General features: G+C 59.5%; 17 protein-coding genes. 2 read left to right on the top strand and 15 right to left on the bottom strand.

Going from position 1 to position 14,784, the window contains the following annotated elements; translation table 11 throughout:
* Positions 1-184: 184 nt before the first annotated feature.
* Positions 185-1,066 carry a flagellin gene (locus GVL52_RS23585; protein WP_160011592.1) on the bottom strand — a complete coding sequence of 294 codons (882 nt, stop codon included), beginning with the start codon at positions 1,064-1,066 and terminating at the stop codon, positions 185-187.
* A 280-nt stretch (positions 1,067-1,346) separates the two neighbouring features.
* Complete coding sequence (locus GVL52_RS23580; RefSeq protein ID WP_160011590.1) at positions 1,347-2,228, bottom strand: flagellin; 882 nt, start codon at positions 2,226-2,228, stop codon at positions 1,347-1,349.
* A gap of 371 nt (positions 2,229-2,599) precedes the next feature.
* Between GVL52_RS23580 and GVL52_RS23575 the strand changes: the two genes are divergently transcribed.
* Positions 2,600-4,522 carry a glycosyl transferase gene (locus GVL52_RS23575; RefSeq protein ID WP_160011588.1) on the top strand — a complete coding sequence of 641 codons (1,923 nt, stop codon included), beginning with the start codon at positions 2,600-2,602 and terminating at the stop codon, positions 4,520-4,522.
* Between the two features lie 82 nt (positions 4,523-4,604).
* Here GVL52_RS23575 and fliP read toward each other — a convergent pair whose 3' ends face one another.
* From fliP to flgF, 13 genes are all read right to left on the bottom strand, one after another.
* Positions 4,605-5,342: a flagellar type III secretion system pore protein FliP gene (gene fliP, locus GVL52_RS23570; RefSeq protein WP_160011586.1), complete on the bottom strand. Its 738-nt coding sequence runs from the start codon at positions 5,340-5,342 to the stop codon at positions 4,605-4,607.
* Positions 5,339-5,857, bottom strand: coding sequence for a flagellar basal body-associated FliL family protein (locus tag GVL52_RS23565; protein WP_160011584.1), 519 nt, complete (start codon positions 5,855-5,857; stop codon positions 5,339-5,341). Before GVL52_RS23565 ends, fliP begins: the two co-directional genes overlap by 4 nt.
* 11 nt (positions 5,858-5,868) lie before the next feature.
* Positions 5,869-6,585 (bottom strand): flagellar basal body L-ring protein FlgH, encoded by a 717-nt coding sequence (gene flgH / locus GVL52_RS23560; RefSeq protein ID WP_160011582.1) that lies wholly within the window; start codon positions 6,583-6,585, stop codon positions 5,869-5,871.
* Positions 6,582-7,127: a MotE family protein gene (locus GVL52_RS23555; RefSeq protein ID WP_160011682.1), complete on the bottom strand. Its 546-nt coding sequence runs from the start codon at positions 7,125-7,127 to the stop codon at positions 6,582-6,584. The genes flgH and GVL52_RS23555 overlap by 4 nt, the downstream gene beginning before the upstream one ends.
* Positions 7,127-8,248, bottom strand: coding sequence for a flagellar basal body P-ring protein FlgI (locus GVL52_RS23550; RefSeq protein WP_160011580.1), 1,122 nt, complete (start codon positions 8,246-8,248; stop codon positions 7,127-7,129). Before GVL52_RS23550 ends, GVL52_RS23555 begins: the two co-directional genes overlap by 1 nt.
* Positions 8,245-8,724, bottom strand: coding sequence for a flagellar basal body P-ring formation chaperone FlgA (flgA, locus tag GVL52_RS23545; protein WP_160011578.1), 480 nt, complete (start codon positions 8,722-8,724; stop codon positions 8,245-8,247). Before flgA ends, GVL52_RS23550 begins: the two co-directional genes overlap by 4 nt.
* Before the next feature lie 14 nt (positions 8,725-8,738).
* A complete protein-coding gene (gene flgG / locus GVL52_RS23540; protein ID WP_160011576.1) occupies positions 8,739-9,530 on the bottom strand; it encodes a flagellar basal-body rod protein FlgG in 792 nt (263 codons plus the stop codon).
* A gap of 19 nt (positions 9,531-9,549) precedes the next feature.
* On the bottom strand, positions 9,550-9,876 hold the full coding sequence (locus GVL52_RS23535; protein ID WP_160011575.1) for a flagellar hook-basal body complex protein FliE: 327 nt from the start codon (positions 9,874-9,876) through the stop codon (positions 9,550-9,552).
* Positions 9,876-10,292: a flagellar basal body rod protein FlgC gene (gene flgC, locus GVL52_RS23530; RefSeq protein WP_160011573.1), complete on the bottom strand. Its 417-nt coding sequence runs from the start codon at positions 10,290-10,292 to the stop codon at positions 9,876-9,878. Before flgC ends, GVL52_RS23535 begins: the two co-directional genes overlap by 1 nt.
* Positions 10,293-10,296: 4 nt before the next feature.
* Positions 10,297-10,689, bottom strand: a complete 393-nt coding sequence (flgB, locus tag GVL52_RS23525) for a flagellar basal body rod protein FlgB (protein ID WP_160011571.1) — start codon at positions 10,687-10,689, stop codon at positions 10,297-10,299.
* Between the two features lie 165 nt (positions 10,690-10,854).
* A complete protein-coding gene (locus tag GVL52_RS23520) occupies positions 10,855-11,406 on the bottom strand; it encodes a flagellar protein (protein ID WP_160011569.1) in 552 nt (183 codons plus the stop codon).
* 52 nt (positions 11,407-11,458) lie between these two features.
* Positions 11,459-12,790, bottom strand: coding sequence for a flagellar protein export ATPase FliI (fliI, locus tag GVL52_RS23515; protein WP_244619261.1), 1,332 nt, complete (start codon positions 12,788-12,790; stop codon positions 11,459-11,461).
* Between the two features lie 130 nt (positions 12,791-12,920).
* On the bottom strand, positions 12,921-13,655 hold the full coding sequence (gene flgF, locus GVL52_RS23510; RefSeq protein ID WP_160011565.1) for a flagellar basal-body rod protein FlgF: 735 nt from the start codon (positions 13,653-13,655) through the stop codon (positions 12,921-12,923).
* 250 nt (positions 13,656-13,905) lie between these two features.
* On the opposite strand from flgF, the gene motA reads away from it, so the two are divergent.
* Positions 13,906-14,778: a flagellar motor stator protein MotA gene (gene motA / locus GVL52_RS23505; protein ID WP_160011563.1), complete on the top strand. Its 873-nt coding sequence runs from the start codon at positions 13,906-13,908 to the stop codon at positions 14,776-14,778.
* The last annotated feature ends 6 nt before the right edge of the window (positions 14,779-14,784 follow it).

Genomic DNA, 14,784 nt, shown 5'->3' with positions numbered 1-14,784 from the left:
TGCCTGCTAACCAGTTTTTAAGCTTGGTTAACATACCGTTTAATGATCGCCAGAAAACATGAGTTGGGTTAACGAAAGGTTAACGCACAGAAAAAAAACCGCGCTCGGTTGAGCGCGGTTTTCAAGATTGGCCGCCGACGGCGGCGGATGTCCCTTGCCAAGGCGCCGGTTGGCGCCTCTGGTCTTAGCGGAACAGTGTAAGGATGCCCTGCGAAGAGGAGTTGGCGATCGACAGCGACTGAACAGCCAGCTGCTGCTGGGTCTGAAGCGCCGAAAGCTTGCTGGATTCTGCTTCCATGTCAGCATCGACCAGACGGCCTACGCCGGAGTCGATCGAGTCGCTGAGCTTGGACACGAAGTCCGTCTGCAGCTCGATGCCGGTCTGAAGCGAACCAAGCTTGGAGCCCAGCGCGGTCATGCCCTTCAGTGCAGTTTCGGTGTCGGTGATGAACTGGTCGATATCGCCCTTGGTGCTGGCCGAGCTGATCGAGAAGGCTGTCATGGAAGCGCCCGATACTGCGCCGTCACGGTCCAGAATGCCAGAACCGTCCGCAAACAGCAGGTCGTCGGCCGTTGCCGAGTAACCCGAGGTGCTGACACTGACGCCACCGGCGGTGCGGATGAAGGAAGAAACAACCGACTGCGTGTCGCCGACAGAACCGGATACCCAGTTCTCGCCGTTGAACGAAGCCGAAGCCGAAATGCTGCTCAGCTGCGTCTGGAGCTGCTTGATTTCGTCCTGGATCTTGTCCTTGTCGACGCCGTCTTCGGTGGCGGCAACGAGCTTTGCCTTGATCTCGGTCACAACGTCGATCGAGCTTTCGACGGCGGTGTAAGCCGTGTCAACCTTGGCTGCACCAACGCCCAGGGCGTCAGAAACGGCCGAAAGGGCACTGTTGTCCGACTTCATGGTCGTGGCGATTGCCCAGTAGGCAGCGTTGTCAGATGCCTTGTCAACGCGCAGACCTGACGACACAGCGTTCTGCGTGTCCGAAAGGTTGTTGTTGACGCTACGCAGCGTCTGGAGCGCAGCCATCGCGGAGTTGTTCGTAAGAATGCTGGTCATATAAATGGCCCCTTTTTCGGCAGGCTTGATACGGAGGGACATTCCGGCTTTTACCGGAAACGGCGGTCAGCCTCATGCCTGTTGACCGCGCCTTCTGCTGATCAACTCACCGTTTCGATGAGCCCATATGACCGCAACATGGTTAAGAAAGACTGAACTGGTGAGCAAATAATTTAAGAAATACCCGTGACTTAGCCCACAGTGCCGGCTTGCTGCCAAAACGAATTGCGGCCGGGAATACCCGGCCGCAAAGACTCTCGATTTTGGCGTTCGACCGCTATTAGCGGAAGAGCGACAGGATGTTCGACGAAGAGGAGTTGGCGATCGACAGCGACTGAACAGCCAGCTGCTGCTGGGTCTGAAGCGCCGAAAGCTTGCTGGATTCTTCTTCCATGTCAGCATCGACCAGACGGCCTACGCCGGAGTCGATCGAGTCGCTGAGCTTGGACACGAAGTCCGTCTGCAGCTCGATGCCGGTCTGAAGCGAACCAAGCTTGGAGCCCAGCGCGGTCATGCCCTTCAGTGCAGTTTCGGTGTCGGTGATCAACTGGTCGATATCGCCCTTGGTGCTGGTCGAGCTGATCGAGAAGCCTGTCATGGAAGCGCCCGATACTGCGCCGTCACGGTCCAGAATGCCAGTATCGTCTGCAAACAGCAGGTCGTCGGCCGTTGCCGAGTAACCCGAGGTGCTGACGCTGACGCCACCGGCGGTGCGGATGAAGGAAGAAACAACCGACTGCGTGTCGCCGACAGAACCGGATACCCAGTTCTCGCCGTTGAACGAAGCCGAAGCCGAAATGCTGCTCAGCTGCTTCTGGAGCTGCGTGATTTCGTCCTGGATCTTGTCCTTGTCGACGCCATCTTCGGTGGCGGCAACGAGCTTTGCCTTGATCTCGGTCACAACGTCGATCGAGCTTTCGACGGCGGTGTAAGCCGTGTCAACCTTGGCTGCACCAACGCCCAGGGCGTCAGAAACGGCAGAAAGGGCGCTATTGTCCGACTTCATGGTCGTGGCGATTGCCCAGTAGGCAGCGTTGTCAGATGCCTGACCAACCTTCAGACCAGACGACACGGCGTCCTGGGTCTTGGAGAGGTTGTTGTTGACGCTACGGAGCGTCTGAAGCGCTGCCATTGCGGAAGAGTTTGTGTTGATGCTTGTCATTGGATACGTCCCCGAAATTCGATACCATGGAGGACATTACCGGACTTATGTACCGGCAATGACGGTTCGGCTTCATGCCACTTGGTCGTCTGCATTAGGACCAAACCCGTCATGTCGAGAATGAATTTCGCAGCAAAACCTTGAAGACTGATTAATAGCCATTTTGGTTTTTTCAAACAAATACAAATGGTTAACTTAATATTAAAGCGCGGCGCACGCATTGAGCCCAAAGCCTTGCACCGACGCCCGGATTTCCTGCCTGGGGCAAGCTTCGCGTGGCATTATTCGACCCAATAGCATCAGTTCGCCGTCCTGAAGCGGAACGGCGTGGCTTGGTGAAAGTCGTTTTATGGAAGTGACGAGGGTTGGCCGTGAATCGTGTGGTTTCGTTTTCTGCAGCATCGAAAGACTATCAGAGCGGGCGCTATGTGAAGTCCCTTGAAACCCTGAACTCGCTTCTTGAGACGCAGAAGGACGCAAAAGTCTATGTGCTGCTGGGGCGAACCTTACAGCAGCTGGGAATGAAGGCAGATGCGGCGATGGCATTTTCGCTGGCCGGAGAAAAGGCGGGCGCCAGCGGTGCCGAGTTCTCGCGCAAGGCCGCCCTTCTTCATTTCGAAGCCGGCAATGAGGACGATGCGCAGCGGCTCGGTCTGCGATACATGCTGCAGCACGGCCTCGATGCGGAAATCGCATACATGCTGGCATCAATCTACCTGCAGCGTGGCCAAGACGAACTTCTATCGCCTTTCTGCAAGGTGCTGGCAGAGAGCAGCAACCTCGATCATACCCGGCTTGCCGTTCGGATGCTTCGCAACAATCCATCGGACGTGTCGCAGGCTTTCCTGGCCCGCAACCTGTTCAAGCGCTTTCCGAAGCTCATTCAGTTCCGACTGCTGTATCTGATGTTCAGCCGCGACGTCAGCGATCTCTCGGCGATCGCGCTGCACAAACCTGCCGTCGACGAACTGGTGAAGCAGGGCGAAAGGGACTTCCTCAAGCACGAGAGCGAGTTCTATAATCTGCAGTGGTGCGGTGATGAGGCGCTAAACCGACAGGCATGGAGCATCAATCACCTCCAGTCGGAGGACCATTCGGTCGGGCGCAGGGCGACACCGCATCAATGGGCCGAAAAAATCCGCATCGGGTACCTGTCGAACGATTTCTTCGAGCAGCACGCGACGATCAAGCTGTTGGGCCGCGTTCTGGAACTCCACGACCGCGACCGTTTCGAGGTGACGCTGTACTGCCATACCAAGCAGACGAACCTCGATCACAGCACCATCGACCGAGACCTCTGGGGCCGGATCGTGACTGTTCGTGACATGTCGAACGAGGCAGTGGCAAAGCTGATGCGAGCGGACGGTATCGACATCCTGGTGGATTTGAAGGGTCCGACCTTCGAAACGCGGTACGGTATCCTCAACCACGGTGCAGCGCCTGTTCAAGTCTCATGGCTGGGTTTTCCGGGCAGCGCCAGCAATACCGACCTGGATTATATCATCGGTGACAAGTTCGTGCTGCCGGAAACGTCGAAGCCGCACTATCACGAAAAATTCCTGCATATGCCGGATACCTACCAGCCGAACGACCCGGTTCACCGGCCACTGCCGAGACCCGTGTATCGCGCGCAGTTTGACCTGCCCGAAGACAAGTTCGTGTTTGCCTCTTTCAACGCCAGCCGAAAGGTCACGCCCGAAACGGTCAATGTCTGGTGCAATATCCTTCGCCGGGCGCCGGAGAGCGTACTCTGGCTCATGGCCGTCTCGCCGGCCAGCGAGGCGAACCTCAGGGAATACTTCAAGCGGCAGGGCATTCCTGCCAAGCGGATCGTCTTCTGCGGGCATGCCGACTACCAGGCGCATATCGACAGGCAGCAGGCAGCCGACCTCGCACTCGACACATGGCCCTACAACGGTCACACGACGACGTCGGAGCAGCTTTGGGGCGGGTTGCCGGTGCTGACCTTGAAAGGCACCAACTTCGCGTCACGGGTCAGCGAAAGCCTATTGAACGCGATCGGCCTGCCAGAACTCGTGGCAGCAGACGTACAGGCCTACGAAGACATGGCTGTCGATCTGGCCAACAACCGCGAGCGCGTGGCCGGTTTCAAGGAGACGCTTGAGGCGAACCGGCTGATCAAGCCACTGTTCGATGCCGAGCGCTTCTGCCGTCATCTCGAGACGGCCTACGAGATGATCGTCGATCGCGCCAAGCAGGGACTGGATCCGGATCACATCACGGTTCCGGCGCTGCCGGCCAGGATGGCACCATTCGGGAGTGCGGCCGGCTAACGGTCGCCACCTACCAGACATGGAAAAGCCGGCGATCGCCGGCTTTTTTATTGTTCGTCCGCTGCAAGCGCCGCGTGTCGTTTCAGTTGAACGACCGCACCAGACTGCCGACAAGCAGGTTCCAGCCATCGATCAGCACGAAGAAGAGGATCTTGAACGGCAGCGAGATCGACGTTGGCGGCAGCATCATCATGCCCATGGCCATGGTGATGGTGGCAACGATCAGGTCGATGACCAGAAACGGAAGAACGACGAGGAAGCCGATCTCGAAGCCGCGGCGGATTTCCGAGATCATGAAGGCCGGAACGAGGACGCGGTAATCGACCTTGTCGCCGGTATCGACCGTCTGGCCGCGCTCGCGGGCAAGATCGACGAACAGCGCCAGATCCTTCTCGCGGGTATTGCGGGTCATGAAGGTGCGGAACGGCTCGGCAATCCGCTCGACGGCCTGCTGCTCGTTGATCTGGTTGACCAGAAGCGGTTGAACGCCTGTCTGCCAAGCCTGATCGAAGGTCGGCTGCATGACGTAGAAGGTCATGAACAGCGACAGCGACAGCAGGATCATGTTCGAGGGGGTCGATGCCAGGCCGAGGCCGGTGCGCAGAATGGAAAAGGCGATGACGAAGCGCGGAAAGCTGGTCACCATGATGAGGATGCCAGGCGCGACCGACAGAACAGTCAAAAGACCGAAGGTTCGGATGATCCATGCTGCGACCGAGCCATCTACCGGCAGGTTCAACAGGTTTGATGGGAGCTGTTGCGCATGCGCCAGCTCCGGGACCGCCATCATGGCAGCCAAAATCAGTAGGAATCGAATCATTCGATGACGAAGGTCCTGAACATGATCTTCGATACGCGTCCCTGCGCACGAAGGTCAACACGCTCCTGGATGTCATCCCTAAGATATTCGAAGCCGCGCGGGCCTTCTATCTGCTGCAGCGAGACCGTGCGGATGTAGGCCATGACATCCTGATGGATATCCTCGGCGAGCTTCACATCCGGCGGCCCGCTGAAAAGCAGAGCGACTTCAAGGCGAACCCAGTTTTCCGATGGGTATGCGAGGTTCGAGGTGATCGGCTCGAGCTGAACGACGTTGTTGGCTTCCGTTGAAATATGCGGAAGTCCGGCCTCGCCTTCTTTTTTCTGCTCGGCAGCGCCCTTGGCTTCCGTCGCCTGCTCGGCCTCTGCCGCACCCTTGATGTTGGGGGCGATCATCCCGCCGACGACCCAGCCGCCACCGCCGCCAAGCAGCGTCAGCACGGCAAGGCCGATGATCGTCATCATCATTGCCGACTTCTTCTTCGGCTGGCCGTCGCTACCTTCTGCATCTGCCATGGTATCAGACCTCAGAGTGGCGAGAGAAGATCGACGGCCTGCTGGCCGCGCGGAGGCTGCTGCACTTCCATCAGGCGGCCGCGGCCGCCGTAGGAGATGCGCGCTTCGGCGATCTTCTCGTAGGTGATCTGGTTTTCGGCGGTGACGTCCTGAGGACGAACGATACCGGCGACGTTCAGGATGCGCAGTTCCTGGTTCAGGCGCACTTCCTGCGAACCGCTGATCACCAGGTTGCCGTTTTCAAGAATGCCGGTGACGACGGCTGCGACCATCAGCTTCAGCTTGTCGGTGCGCTCGATCTTGCCCTTGGCATCGGTGCTGGTGTCGGAGCCGTAGGTCACGTCTGTTTTCGACGACGGGTTCCAACCGAGGATGTTCGCCTCTGCGTCCCAGTTCAGCCCGCTGCTGTTGGTACGGTTGCGATTGGAGTTGTTTTCAAACGATCCCTTGTCGTCGATCGAGATGTCGACCGTCAGGATATCGCCGACGTTGAGGGCTCGGGCGTCCTTGAACAAAGCCGCCTGGGAATCGCTCCAGAGCGAATAGCCCTGTGCGACCTGGCGCGGCTGCTTCGGGTACATCGACATCTGCTGCGTCTGCCCGTAGGCAAGGCCGCTGCCGATCGGGCTCATGGCGGGGGCACGGCCGATCTCGTTGATCGCCTGCGGGGATTGGCAGCCGGCCAGAATGGCCACGGCGGCAATCGCTGCCGGGAAACGCTTGTTCATGAGGGGTCCTTCGACGTATTTGGATCGGACGCGCTGGCGATGATGTTGGCGATGACCGCGGCCTTAACGGGGTCCATCTCGTTCAGGATCAAGCTCGACTGCGACGCGTTCAGCCGCATGATGACGGCGGCGGCCACTTCGACCTTGACGGCCTGAAGCTGCTGCGCGGCAGCGTCCGGCTTCATTTTCTTGTAGATATCCGTCAAGCTGGCTTCGGCCTGCTTCATGAAATCGTCGCGGCGCTTCAGCCAGTCCTGGTATTCGTCCCGGCGCTTCTGCATTTCGGCGATGCGGCTGTCGACATCCGCTCTGAGCTTGTCCAGTTCCTGCTTCTGCAGGAGATAGCGCTGATCGCGGGCCGGTTCGGCAATATTGCTGCAGAACTGCTTGATCTCTTCGTCTGACGTCAGCTCTCCGCCGGCGGAGGTGCGCGCTTCCTGCGCGAAGGCGCCGGGAATGGTCAGCAGCAGCACAGCCGCAGCAGGCAGCGCCAGGCGCCGAAGCAATTCGGAAACGGTCATGTTCGCACCGGGAAACGTCATCATTGCAGGACAAGCTCCGCTTGCAGGGCGCCGGCAGATTTGATGCCTTGCAGAATGGCGATGATGCCATCCGGCTTGACGCCGATATTGTTGAGACCGGCCACCAGCGTCTTCAGATCAGGCCCGTCGATCAGTGCGACATTGCCACCGGTTTTCTGCGCGGTGATATCGGTCTGCGGTTGCACCGCAGTGACGCCGCGCGAGAAGGGTTCGGGCTGGATGATCTGCGGCGTCTCGTTGACCTGGACCGTGAGCGTGCCGTAGCTGACCGCGACCGGGGACACACGGACATCCGCGCCGATAACGATCGTGCCGGTGCGCTCGTTGATCACCACCTTGGCAGGCGTATCGGTTTCGACGGTGAGGTTTTCGATGTCGGCCATGAGACGGGTGAGATCGGCCTCCCTCGGCTTCTGGACGATGACTTCCTGCGCATCCTTCGGCTCTGCGACCGGCCCGCCGAAGCGAACGCGCGCATAGCCGTTGACGACGTCGGCGATGCGGACGGCCGTGGAGAAGTCCGGATTGCGCAGTTGCAGGACGAGATTGACCGAATCCTTGAAGCGCGAGGGAAGCTCCCGTTCGATGATGGCGCCGCCGGGAACGCGGCCTGCGGTCGTCACACCTTCGGTAACCGTTGACGCCTGGCCCTGGGCGGTGAAGCCCGAGACCACGACCGAGCCCTGGGCAACGGCGTAGATCTGGCCATCGGCGCCCGATAGCGAGGTCATGATCAGCGTGCCGCCGCGCAGCGACGTGGCGTCGCCGAGCGAACTGACGTTGACATCGAGACGGCTGCCGGGGCTGGCGAATGGCGGAAGATTGGCGGTGACCATGACGGCCGCGGTGTTCTTGGCGCTGGACTGGCCGCCCTGGGTGGAGATGCCGAGGTTCTGCAGCATGGCGCGCATCGACTGCTCCGTGAACGGCGACGCGCGGAAGCCGTCGCCGGTTCCCTGAAGGCCGACGATCAGGCCATAGCCGATCAGCTGGTTGTCACGGCCAGCCTGCAGCGAAGCAATATCCTTGATGCGCGAACTCATCGCCGAGGCTGGCGCGACCGCCAGAAAGTTCGGCGCCAGAAGCGCGAGCGCGACGAAAAGACGAAACATAATCTTCATTTTGCAGCCACGTGTATTGTGCCGTCGGCGAGCACGGTGCCGCTGACAATGACGCCGGAATCCATATTTCGGACGCGGATGAGCTGACCCGTCATGCCGTCTTCAAGCGGCGATCCCGCAGCCGAGATCGCCATCGTGCCGAGCTTGAAAATCAGGCGAATGGAAGAACCGCGCGTGACCGTGAAGGGCTCGCGCAGCGCAGAGACAGAAATGGTACGCCCGGGGATCAGGGTGCGCTTGGAGATCATGCCGTCCACCTGGCCGATGGACTTGGCATAATCGCCACTGAGGTTCGGGTTGGTAACCTCGACTTCCTGCAGCTGATCGCCAGAGATGGTTTCGCCGGGATAGATCATTGTCGTCGGAACAACGGCCGTACCCATGGCAGCGTATGCTGCCGGCGCGGCAAGCGCAGTGGCTACGATGATTGCGGCTCTCGCCCATCCGAGAACATTTTCTATCCGGCAAAACATCATGTTTCGGCCCTTCCTTATCTCTTCAGGTTCTGGCTGACGATGGAGGCCATTTCGTCGGCGGTGGTGATGACTTTGGAATTCATTTCGTAGGCGCGCTGCGCCGAGATCAGCTCGGTGATTTCCTTGACCGGGTCGACGTTGGACGATTCCAGGTAGCTCTGCTTGAGATAGCCGTAACCCGGATCGTCAGGCGTGCCGACGACCGGCTGGCCGGAGGCCGGCGTTTCCTGGAACAGATTGTCGCCGAGCGGCTTCAGGCCGGCTTCGTTGACGAAGTCGGCGAGCTGCAACTGACCGAGCGTCGATGCCGTGGTCTGCCCCGGCAGCATTGCCGTCACTTCGCCGGAGCGGCTGATGGTGACCTGCGTCGAACCGACCGGGATAGTGATGTTCGGCGCGACAGTGTAGCCGTCGATCGTGACGATCTGGCCGGTCTCGCTCTTGTTGAACGCACCCGCACGTGTGTAGAGGTTCGTTCCATCCGGTGCCTGGATCTGGAAGAAGCCGCGGCCAACCACTGCAACGTCGAGATCGTTGCCGGTCTGCGCGAGTTCGCCCTGGATGTGCAGGTTGCGCACGGCAGAGGTCTGGACGCCGAGACCGATATTGGCACCTTCCGGGACGATCGCCTGGTTGGCGCGGTTGGACACGCCCTGGGCGCGCTGGGTCTGATAGAGAAGATCGGTGAATTCAGCGCGTGCGCGCTTGAAGCCAGTGGTGTTGATGTTCGCGATGTTGTTCGCGATGACTTCAAGATTGGTCTGCTGGGCATCCATGCCCGTGGCAGCAATGGCAAGCGCTCTCATGGCTTCTTCCTTAAATCAACTACATCTGCATTCTGGTGACATCGAGGAAGGCCGAAACGACCTTGTCTCTGATGGCAATGGCGGTCTGGAGCGTTTGCTGCGCCTGCATCACGGCATCGACGACTTCGCGTGTAGAAGCCGTTCCCTTGATGCCCTCGAAGGACATGCTTTCGGCGCTCTTCAGCGAGCTGACAGCGCCATTGGCGACGTTGCCGAGCACCGATGCGAAGCTGGCATCGTTTGTTGCGCTCTGCGCAGATGACGAGGCTTCGGTTTTCCCGAGATCGACACCGGCGAGATCGCGCGTGAGCGACAGGGAGCTGACACTGTTTATGCTGTTGATCATCACTGGCTCTTCAGTAGTTCGATTGTCGACGAAATCAGGTCGCGGGATTGCTTGATGGTCTGCAGGTTGGCGTCGTAGGAGCGGTTGGCCTCGCGCATGTCGGCCATCTCGACCATCATGTTGACGTTGGGCAGCTTGACCACACCCTTGGCATCCGCCGCAGGATTGTTCGGATCGTATTCGGTGCTGAACTTCGATTCATCGACGCCCAGCTTCTTGATGTTCACCGTCTTTGTGCCATTTGCGCGATCAACTGCCTCACCGAAGGTAATGGTCTTGCGGCGATAGGGATCTGCGCCGGGGGTGTCCCCGGTGGAGCGCGCGTTCGCGATGTTTTCAGAAACGATCCGCAGGCGCGTGGACTGCGCTTCGAGACCGGAACTGGCGATTTTCATAGCTGCTGACAAAGGATCCATGATCTTAGCTCTTCACCGTCATAAGCATCATTCGGTTGAACGAGCCGATCAGCGACGTGTTCAGCTCGTACTGGCGCTTGATTTCGCCGGACTTGGAAAGTTCTTCCGCCAGACCGACCGTGTTCCCGGATTCCTGAACCCCGATTTCCTGATCGAGGGCCGCGTCCTTGATATCAATGTCGTTCTTAGTGCTCAGATCATTGCCACTCAGGTGCGCCGGATCGGTACGCGCCATCGACACGTCGGATTGATCCAGCACGGCCTGGAATGGCGTGATGTCCTTGGCGTGATATTTCGGCGTGTTCGCATTGGCGATGTTACCGGCAACAACCTCCTGGCGGATCGTCAGCCATTCCGCCTGCCGCGAGGCCAAGTTGAACAGTTGAATCGGTTGCATGGGAACTCTCCATTTTTACTAATGTAACCCTACGGCGGTAATCTTGCGTCAGACTTACGGAGATGACGGTCCCTGTTTCGGGCGATCACCGATGTCGCCGATCCCGGAACGAAAAAGGCTCCTCACCTGTGGAGGAGCCTTTTGAAACGTTGGGAGAGAGGCGATTTAATTGCGGGCGTAGATCTCGCCCTTCGACGTCACGATTACCCAATTCCCGTCGCGCTGCTCGAGCGTCGCCAGGCGGCTTTCGTCCGGCAGGATCGAGCCGACGCGCACGACATACATGCCCGACGTGTCTTCGATCAAAGCCCTGCCGTTGGAGACATGCAGCAATCGAAAAGCAGACTTGCCAGGGAACGGCTGGTCTTCGGCGGGCGCGCCCTTGTCGTCTTCCTTGCCGATGCTCGAGACCGTCGCCGTCGTCAACGGGTCCACCGGCACGTCAGGCTTTTTCTCCGGCGGGTTCCTGTTCGCCAGCGCCAGCGGCGAAACGCTGAATACCTCGCGTGCCGGCCAATCCGGCATTTCGCGTGTGCGATCGCCCTCGGCGACATTGATGCCGAACTTGCCCTCGTTGAAGAAGACATACCACGGGAAGACCGCGGACGCGCCGGCCAGCAGCAGGCCTGCGACCGTCATCGCGCGGTCGTGGAAGGTCGTTCTGCGGCGTCCCGGCTTCAGCGGGGGGATCTTTTCGTCGTCGTCAAAATCGTTCACGTAATGTCTTTCTATCTTCTAACGGCGGCTATCTTCCAACGGCGGCCATCTTCTAACGGCGAATGGCCTGCTGGTTGCCCATGCCTGCGGCGGCTTTCAGCGCTCCGGCCAAATCGGCGAACGCATCCAGCGAAGCGGCATCGCCGGGCGACTGTTTCAAGACATCGTAGATGATCGGCACCTGCTTGACGGCCATGTCCAGATCCGGGTCGGCACCCTGGCGATAGCCGCCGATCAGTCTGAGATCGCGGGTTTCCTCGTAGCGATGCACGAGCGTCTTCAACCGGGAGACGAGCTTTTCCTGGTCCGGCGTCCAGGCCTTGCGGGCCAGACGCGAGATCGAGGCCAACGGGTCGATCGGCGGATAGCGTCCTTCATCGGCGAGACTGCGCTGCAGGACGATATGGCCGTCGAGAATGCCGCGGGTGCTATCGGCGATCGGATCGTTGTGATTATCGCCATCGACGAGGATGGAGATGATCGCGGTGATGGTTCCCGTACCTTCGGGGCCCGGGCCTGCACGCTCGAGCAGACGCGGCAGCTCGGTGAAGACCGAGGCCGGATAGCCACGGGCAATCGGCGGCTCGCCGGAGGCGGTCGCGACTTCGCGGATGGCGTGGGCAAAACGGGTGACGCTGTCGACGATCAGAAGCACGTTGTCGCCCTGATCGCGGAAATGCTCGGCGATGGTGATCGCCGTCAGCGGCGCCATCTTGCGCAGCATCGGGCTCTCGTCGCTGGTGGCCACGACCACGACAGATTTCTGCATGTCGGCGCCGAGCGTATCTTCGATGAACTCGCGCACTTCGCGGCCGCGCTCGCCGACGAGGGCGATCACAACCTTGTCGAATGCCGAAGCACGGGCGAGCATGGAGAGCAGCGTCGATTTGCCGACGCCGGAGCCGGCGAAAATGCCGAGACGCTGCCCGAGGCAGAGCGGCGAAAAGATATCGATGGCGCGCACGCCGGTCTTGAAGCCCTTCTCGACACGCTGGCGGGTCATCGAAGGCGGCGCGGTATTGGAGATCGAACGGCGCTTGAGGCCTTCGACGACAGGGCCCTTGCCATCGATAGGATCACACAGGGAACTAATGGTACGGCCGCACCAGCTATCGGTCGGCGCGATGCGGAACGCGCCCTTGCGAATGACGGTGTCATGGATGCCGATCGGTTCGCCGGGCTCGATCGGGCACACGAAGGCAAGGTCCGGTTCGACGCGGACGACCTCTCCGAGATGGATGCCGGTCGGCGATTTGTGGGCGACAAACTCACCCAGGCGAACGTGCCGCGAGAGGCCGGTGACCGTGTAGTGGCCGGTTGCGATCGTCTGTACGTGGCCGCCGGGCGCAATCATGAACTCGGGCTTCGAATAGCGCGAGACCATCGCTTCGAGATGCGTGAGCTTCGGCGACAAAGCGCGTTCTGTCAGCAGGGCGCTTTCTGTCAGCAGAGCGCCTTCGGTCTGCGGGGCGTTTTCAGCAAGCGTTGGATTACTCATCAATCAAACCTTCCGCCTATCGGCTGCCGCCCAAAGTCTTGACCGCTTCGCTGAATGCGTCTTCGGTATCCTTGCTGAGCGATGTCATGCTTTCGAAGGCACGGTTTACCTCGATCAGCTGGGTGATTTCGCGCATGGCGTTGACGTTCGAATTTTCCAGGTAGCCCTGCTGGACACCGACATTGAAGCGGTCGGTCACCGGGCGCGGTGTCTCTGTGGTCATGACGCCGCTGTTTTCATAGCGCAGATACCCCTTGCTGACATCCGCTTCGAAAAGTCCAAGCGACGCCACCTGCTTGTCGTTCTGGTAGATCATTCCGTCGGAGCCGACCTTGGGTTCGCCGCCTGTCCTGTCGAGCTGGATCGCGCCGCCGCCGGCGTCGAGGACCGGATAGCCACGGGTGGACACCAGTTCGCCGGTATCGGTCAGGCTGAAACGGCCGTCTCTTGTCAGGACCTTGCCGGCCGGCGTGTCGATCTGAAACCAGGCATCGCCCTTGATGGCGAAATCGAGCATGTTGCCCGTGTGGTTCATTTCGCCGTTGTCCGAAGAGAGATAGTCATTGCCCTGCGAGACATAGGCGATCTTGGCATTGATCTTGTTGTCGGTCTCGCCAAGCATCTGGTTGAACTTTACCTCGGTTCCGCGAAATCCCGTCGTGTTCACGTTCGCCAGATTGTCGGCGATGGTGTCGAGACGACGCTCAAGTGCCATCTGCGACGACAATGAAACATAGAGACCGGATTGCATGGGGGTAAACTCCTGGCACAGGCGATGAACGGTACGAAATCGGGGTGTTTGTCGTGTGTTCGGACCCGGTTCCGCTGAGGCGGCATCTCAGAAACGGGCGCGATGACCCATTCGTCACCTGCAGAGTGACAGCAAATCCTTGTGCGAAGCTGGCATCTAAAAAGCTTGCGGCGCCGGACCACGTTCAGCCTCACGCAAGCCAACGATCCTATCCCTTCGGTTGAAAATAACGATCAGGTTTGGACTGACGATGAATATCATTATCGGATTTGTGATTGTCTGCGGCTGTATCATCGGCAGTTTCATGGCCATGGGCGGTCACCTCGAAGCTCTCTGGCAGCCCTTCGAGCTCGTCATCATCGGCGGTGCCGGCATCGGCAGCTTCATCATGGGCAATCCCATGAAGGTGGTGAAGGATTCGGGCAAGGCGCTCGGGGAAGCCTTCAAGCACTCGGTACCGAAAGAACGCAACTATCTCGATACGCTCGGTGTTCTGTATTCGCTGATGCGCGATCTGCGCACCAAGTCACGCAACGAAATCGAAGCGCATATCGACAATCCAGCCGAATCCTCGATCTTCCAGTCCGCGCCGACGATCCTGAAGAACAAGGAGATCACGGCTTTCATCTGTGACTATGTTCGCCTGATCATCATCGGCAATGCCCGCTCTCACGAGATCGAGGCGCTGATGGACGAAGAAATCAACACGATCCTGCACGACAAGATGAAGCCTTACCATGCCATTCAGACGATGGGCGACGCCTTCCCGGCAATCGGCATCGTGGCGGCGGTTCTCGGCGTCATCAAGGCCATGGCGCACATCAACGATTCGCCTGAAGTTCTCGGCCACCTGATCGGCTCGGCGCTCGTCGGAACGTTCCTCGGCATTCTGCTTTCCTATTGCGTCTGCTCGCCGATCGTGTCGCAGATCAAGATCGTCCGCTCCAAGCAGCACCGCCTCTACATCATCGTCAAGCAGACGCTGCTTGCCTACATGAACGGCTCGGTGCCGCAGGTTGCTCTCGAATACGGCCGCAAGACCATCTCGGCGTACGAGCGTCCTTCCATCGACGCTGTCGAGCAGGAAATGATGAACCCCGGTGGCGAGAACAAGGCGGCCTAAACGGAC

This window comes from Rhizobium sp. 18055, from assembly GCF_902706285.1.
Classification (GTDB): domain Bacteria; phylum Pseudomonadota; class Alphaproteobacteria; order Rhizobiales; family Rhizobiaceae; genus Rhizobium.
Note: the sequence above shows the minus strand (reverse complement) of the source record. Positions and strands in the feature narration are given on the sequence as shown.

Coding starts and splice junctions, on each gene's coding strand:
- GVL52_RS23585 (WP_160011592.1), bottom strand. CDS start 1,066: ATGACCAGCATTCTTACGAACAACTCCGCGATGGCTGCGCTCCAGACG.
- GVL52_RS23580 (WP_160011590.1), bottom strand. CDS start 2,228: ATGACAAGCATCAACACAAACTCTTCCGCAATGGCAGCGCTTCAGACG.
- fliP (WP_160011586.1), bottom strand. CDS start 5,342: ATGATTCGATTCCTACTGATTTTGGCTGCCATGATGGCGGTCCCGGAG.
- GVL52_RS23565 (WP_160011584.1), bottom strand. CDS start 5,857: ATGGCAGATGCAGAAGGTAGCGACGGCCAGCCGAAGAAGAAGTCGGCA.
- flgH (WP_160011582.1), bottom strand. CDS start 6,585: ATGAACAAGCGTTTCCCGGCAGCGATTGCCGCCGTGGCCATTCTGGCC.
- GVL52_RS23555 (WP_160011682.1), bottom strand. CDS start 7,127: ATGACGTTTCCCGGTGCGAACATGACCGTTTCCGAATTGCTTCGGCGC.
- GVL52_RS23550 (WP_160011580.1), bottom strand. CDS start 8,248: ATGAAGATTATGTTTCGTCTTTTCGTCGCGCTCGCGCTTCTGGCGCCG.
- flgA (WP_160011578.1), bottom strand. CDS start 8,724: ATGATGTTTTGCCGGATAGAAAATGTTCTCGGATGGGCGAGAGCCGCA.
- flgG (WP_160011576.1), bottom strand. CDS start 9,530: ATGAGAGCGCTTGCCATTGCTGCCACGGGCATGGATGCCCAGCAGACC.
- GVL52_RS23535 (WP_160011575.1), bottom strand. CDS start 9,876: ATGATCAACAGCATAAACAGTGTCAGCTCCCTGTCGCTCACGCGCGAT.
- flgC (WP_160011573.1), bottom strand. CDS start 10,292: ATGGATCCTTTGTCAGCAGCTATGAAAATCGCCAGTTCCGGTCTCGAA.
- flgB (WP_160011571.1), bottom strand. CDS start 10,689: ATGCAACCGATTCAACTGTTCAACTTGGCCTCGCGGCAGGCGGAATGG.
- fliI (WP_244619261.1), bottom strand. CDS start 12,790: ATGGTCTCGCGCTATTCGAAGCCCGAGTTCATGATTGCGCCCGGCGGC.
- flgF (WP_160011565.1), bottom strand. CDS start 13,655: ATGCAATCCGGTCTCTATGTTTCATTGTCGTCGCAGATGGCACTTGAG.
- motA (WP_160011563.1), top strand. CDS start 13,906: ATGAATATCATTATCGGATTTGTGATTGTCTGCGGCTGTATCATCGGC.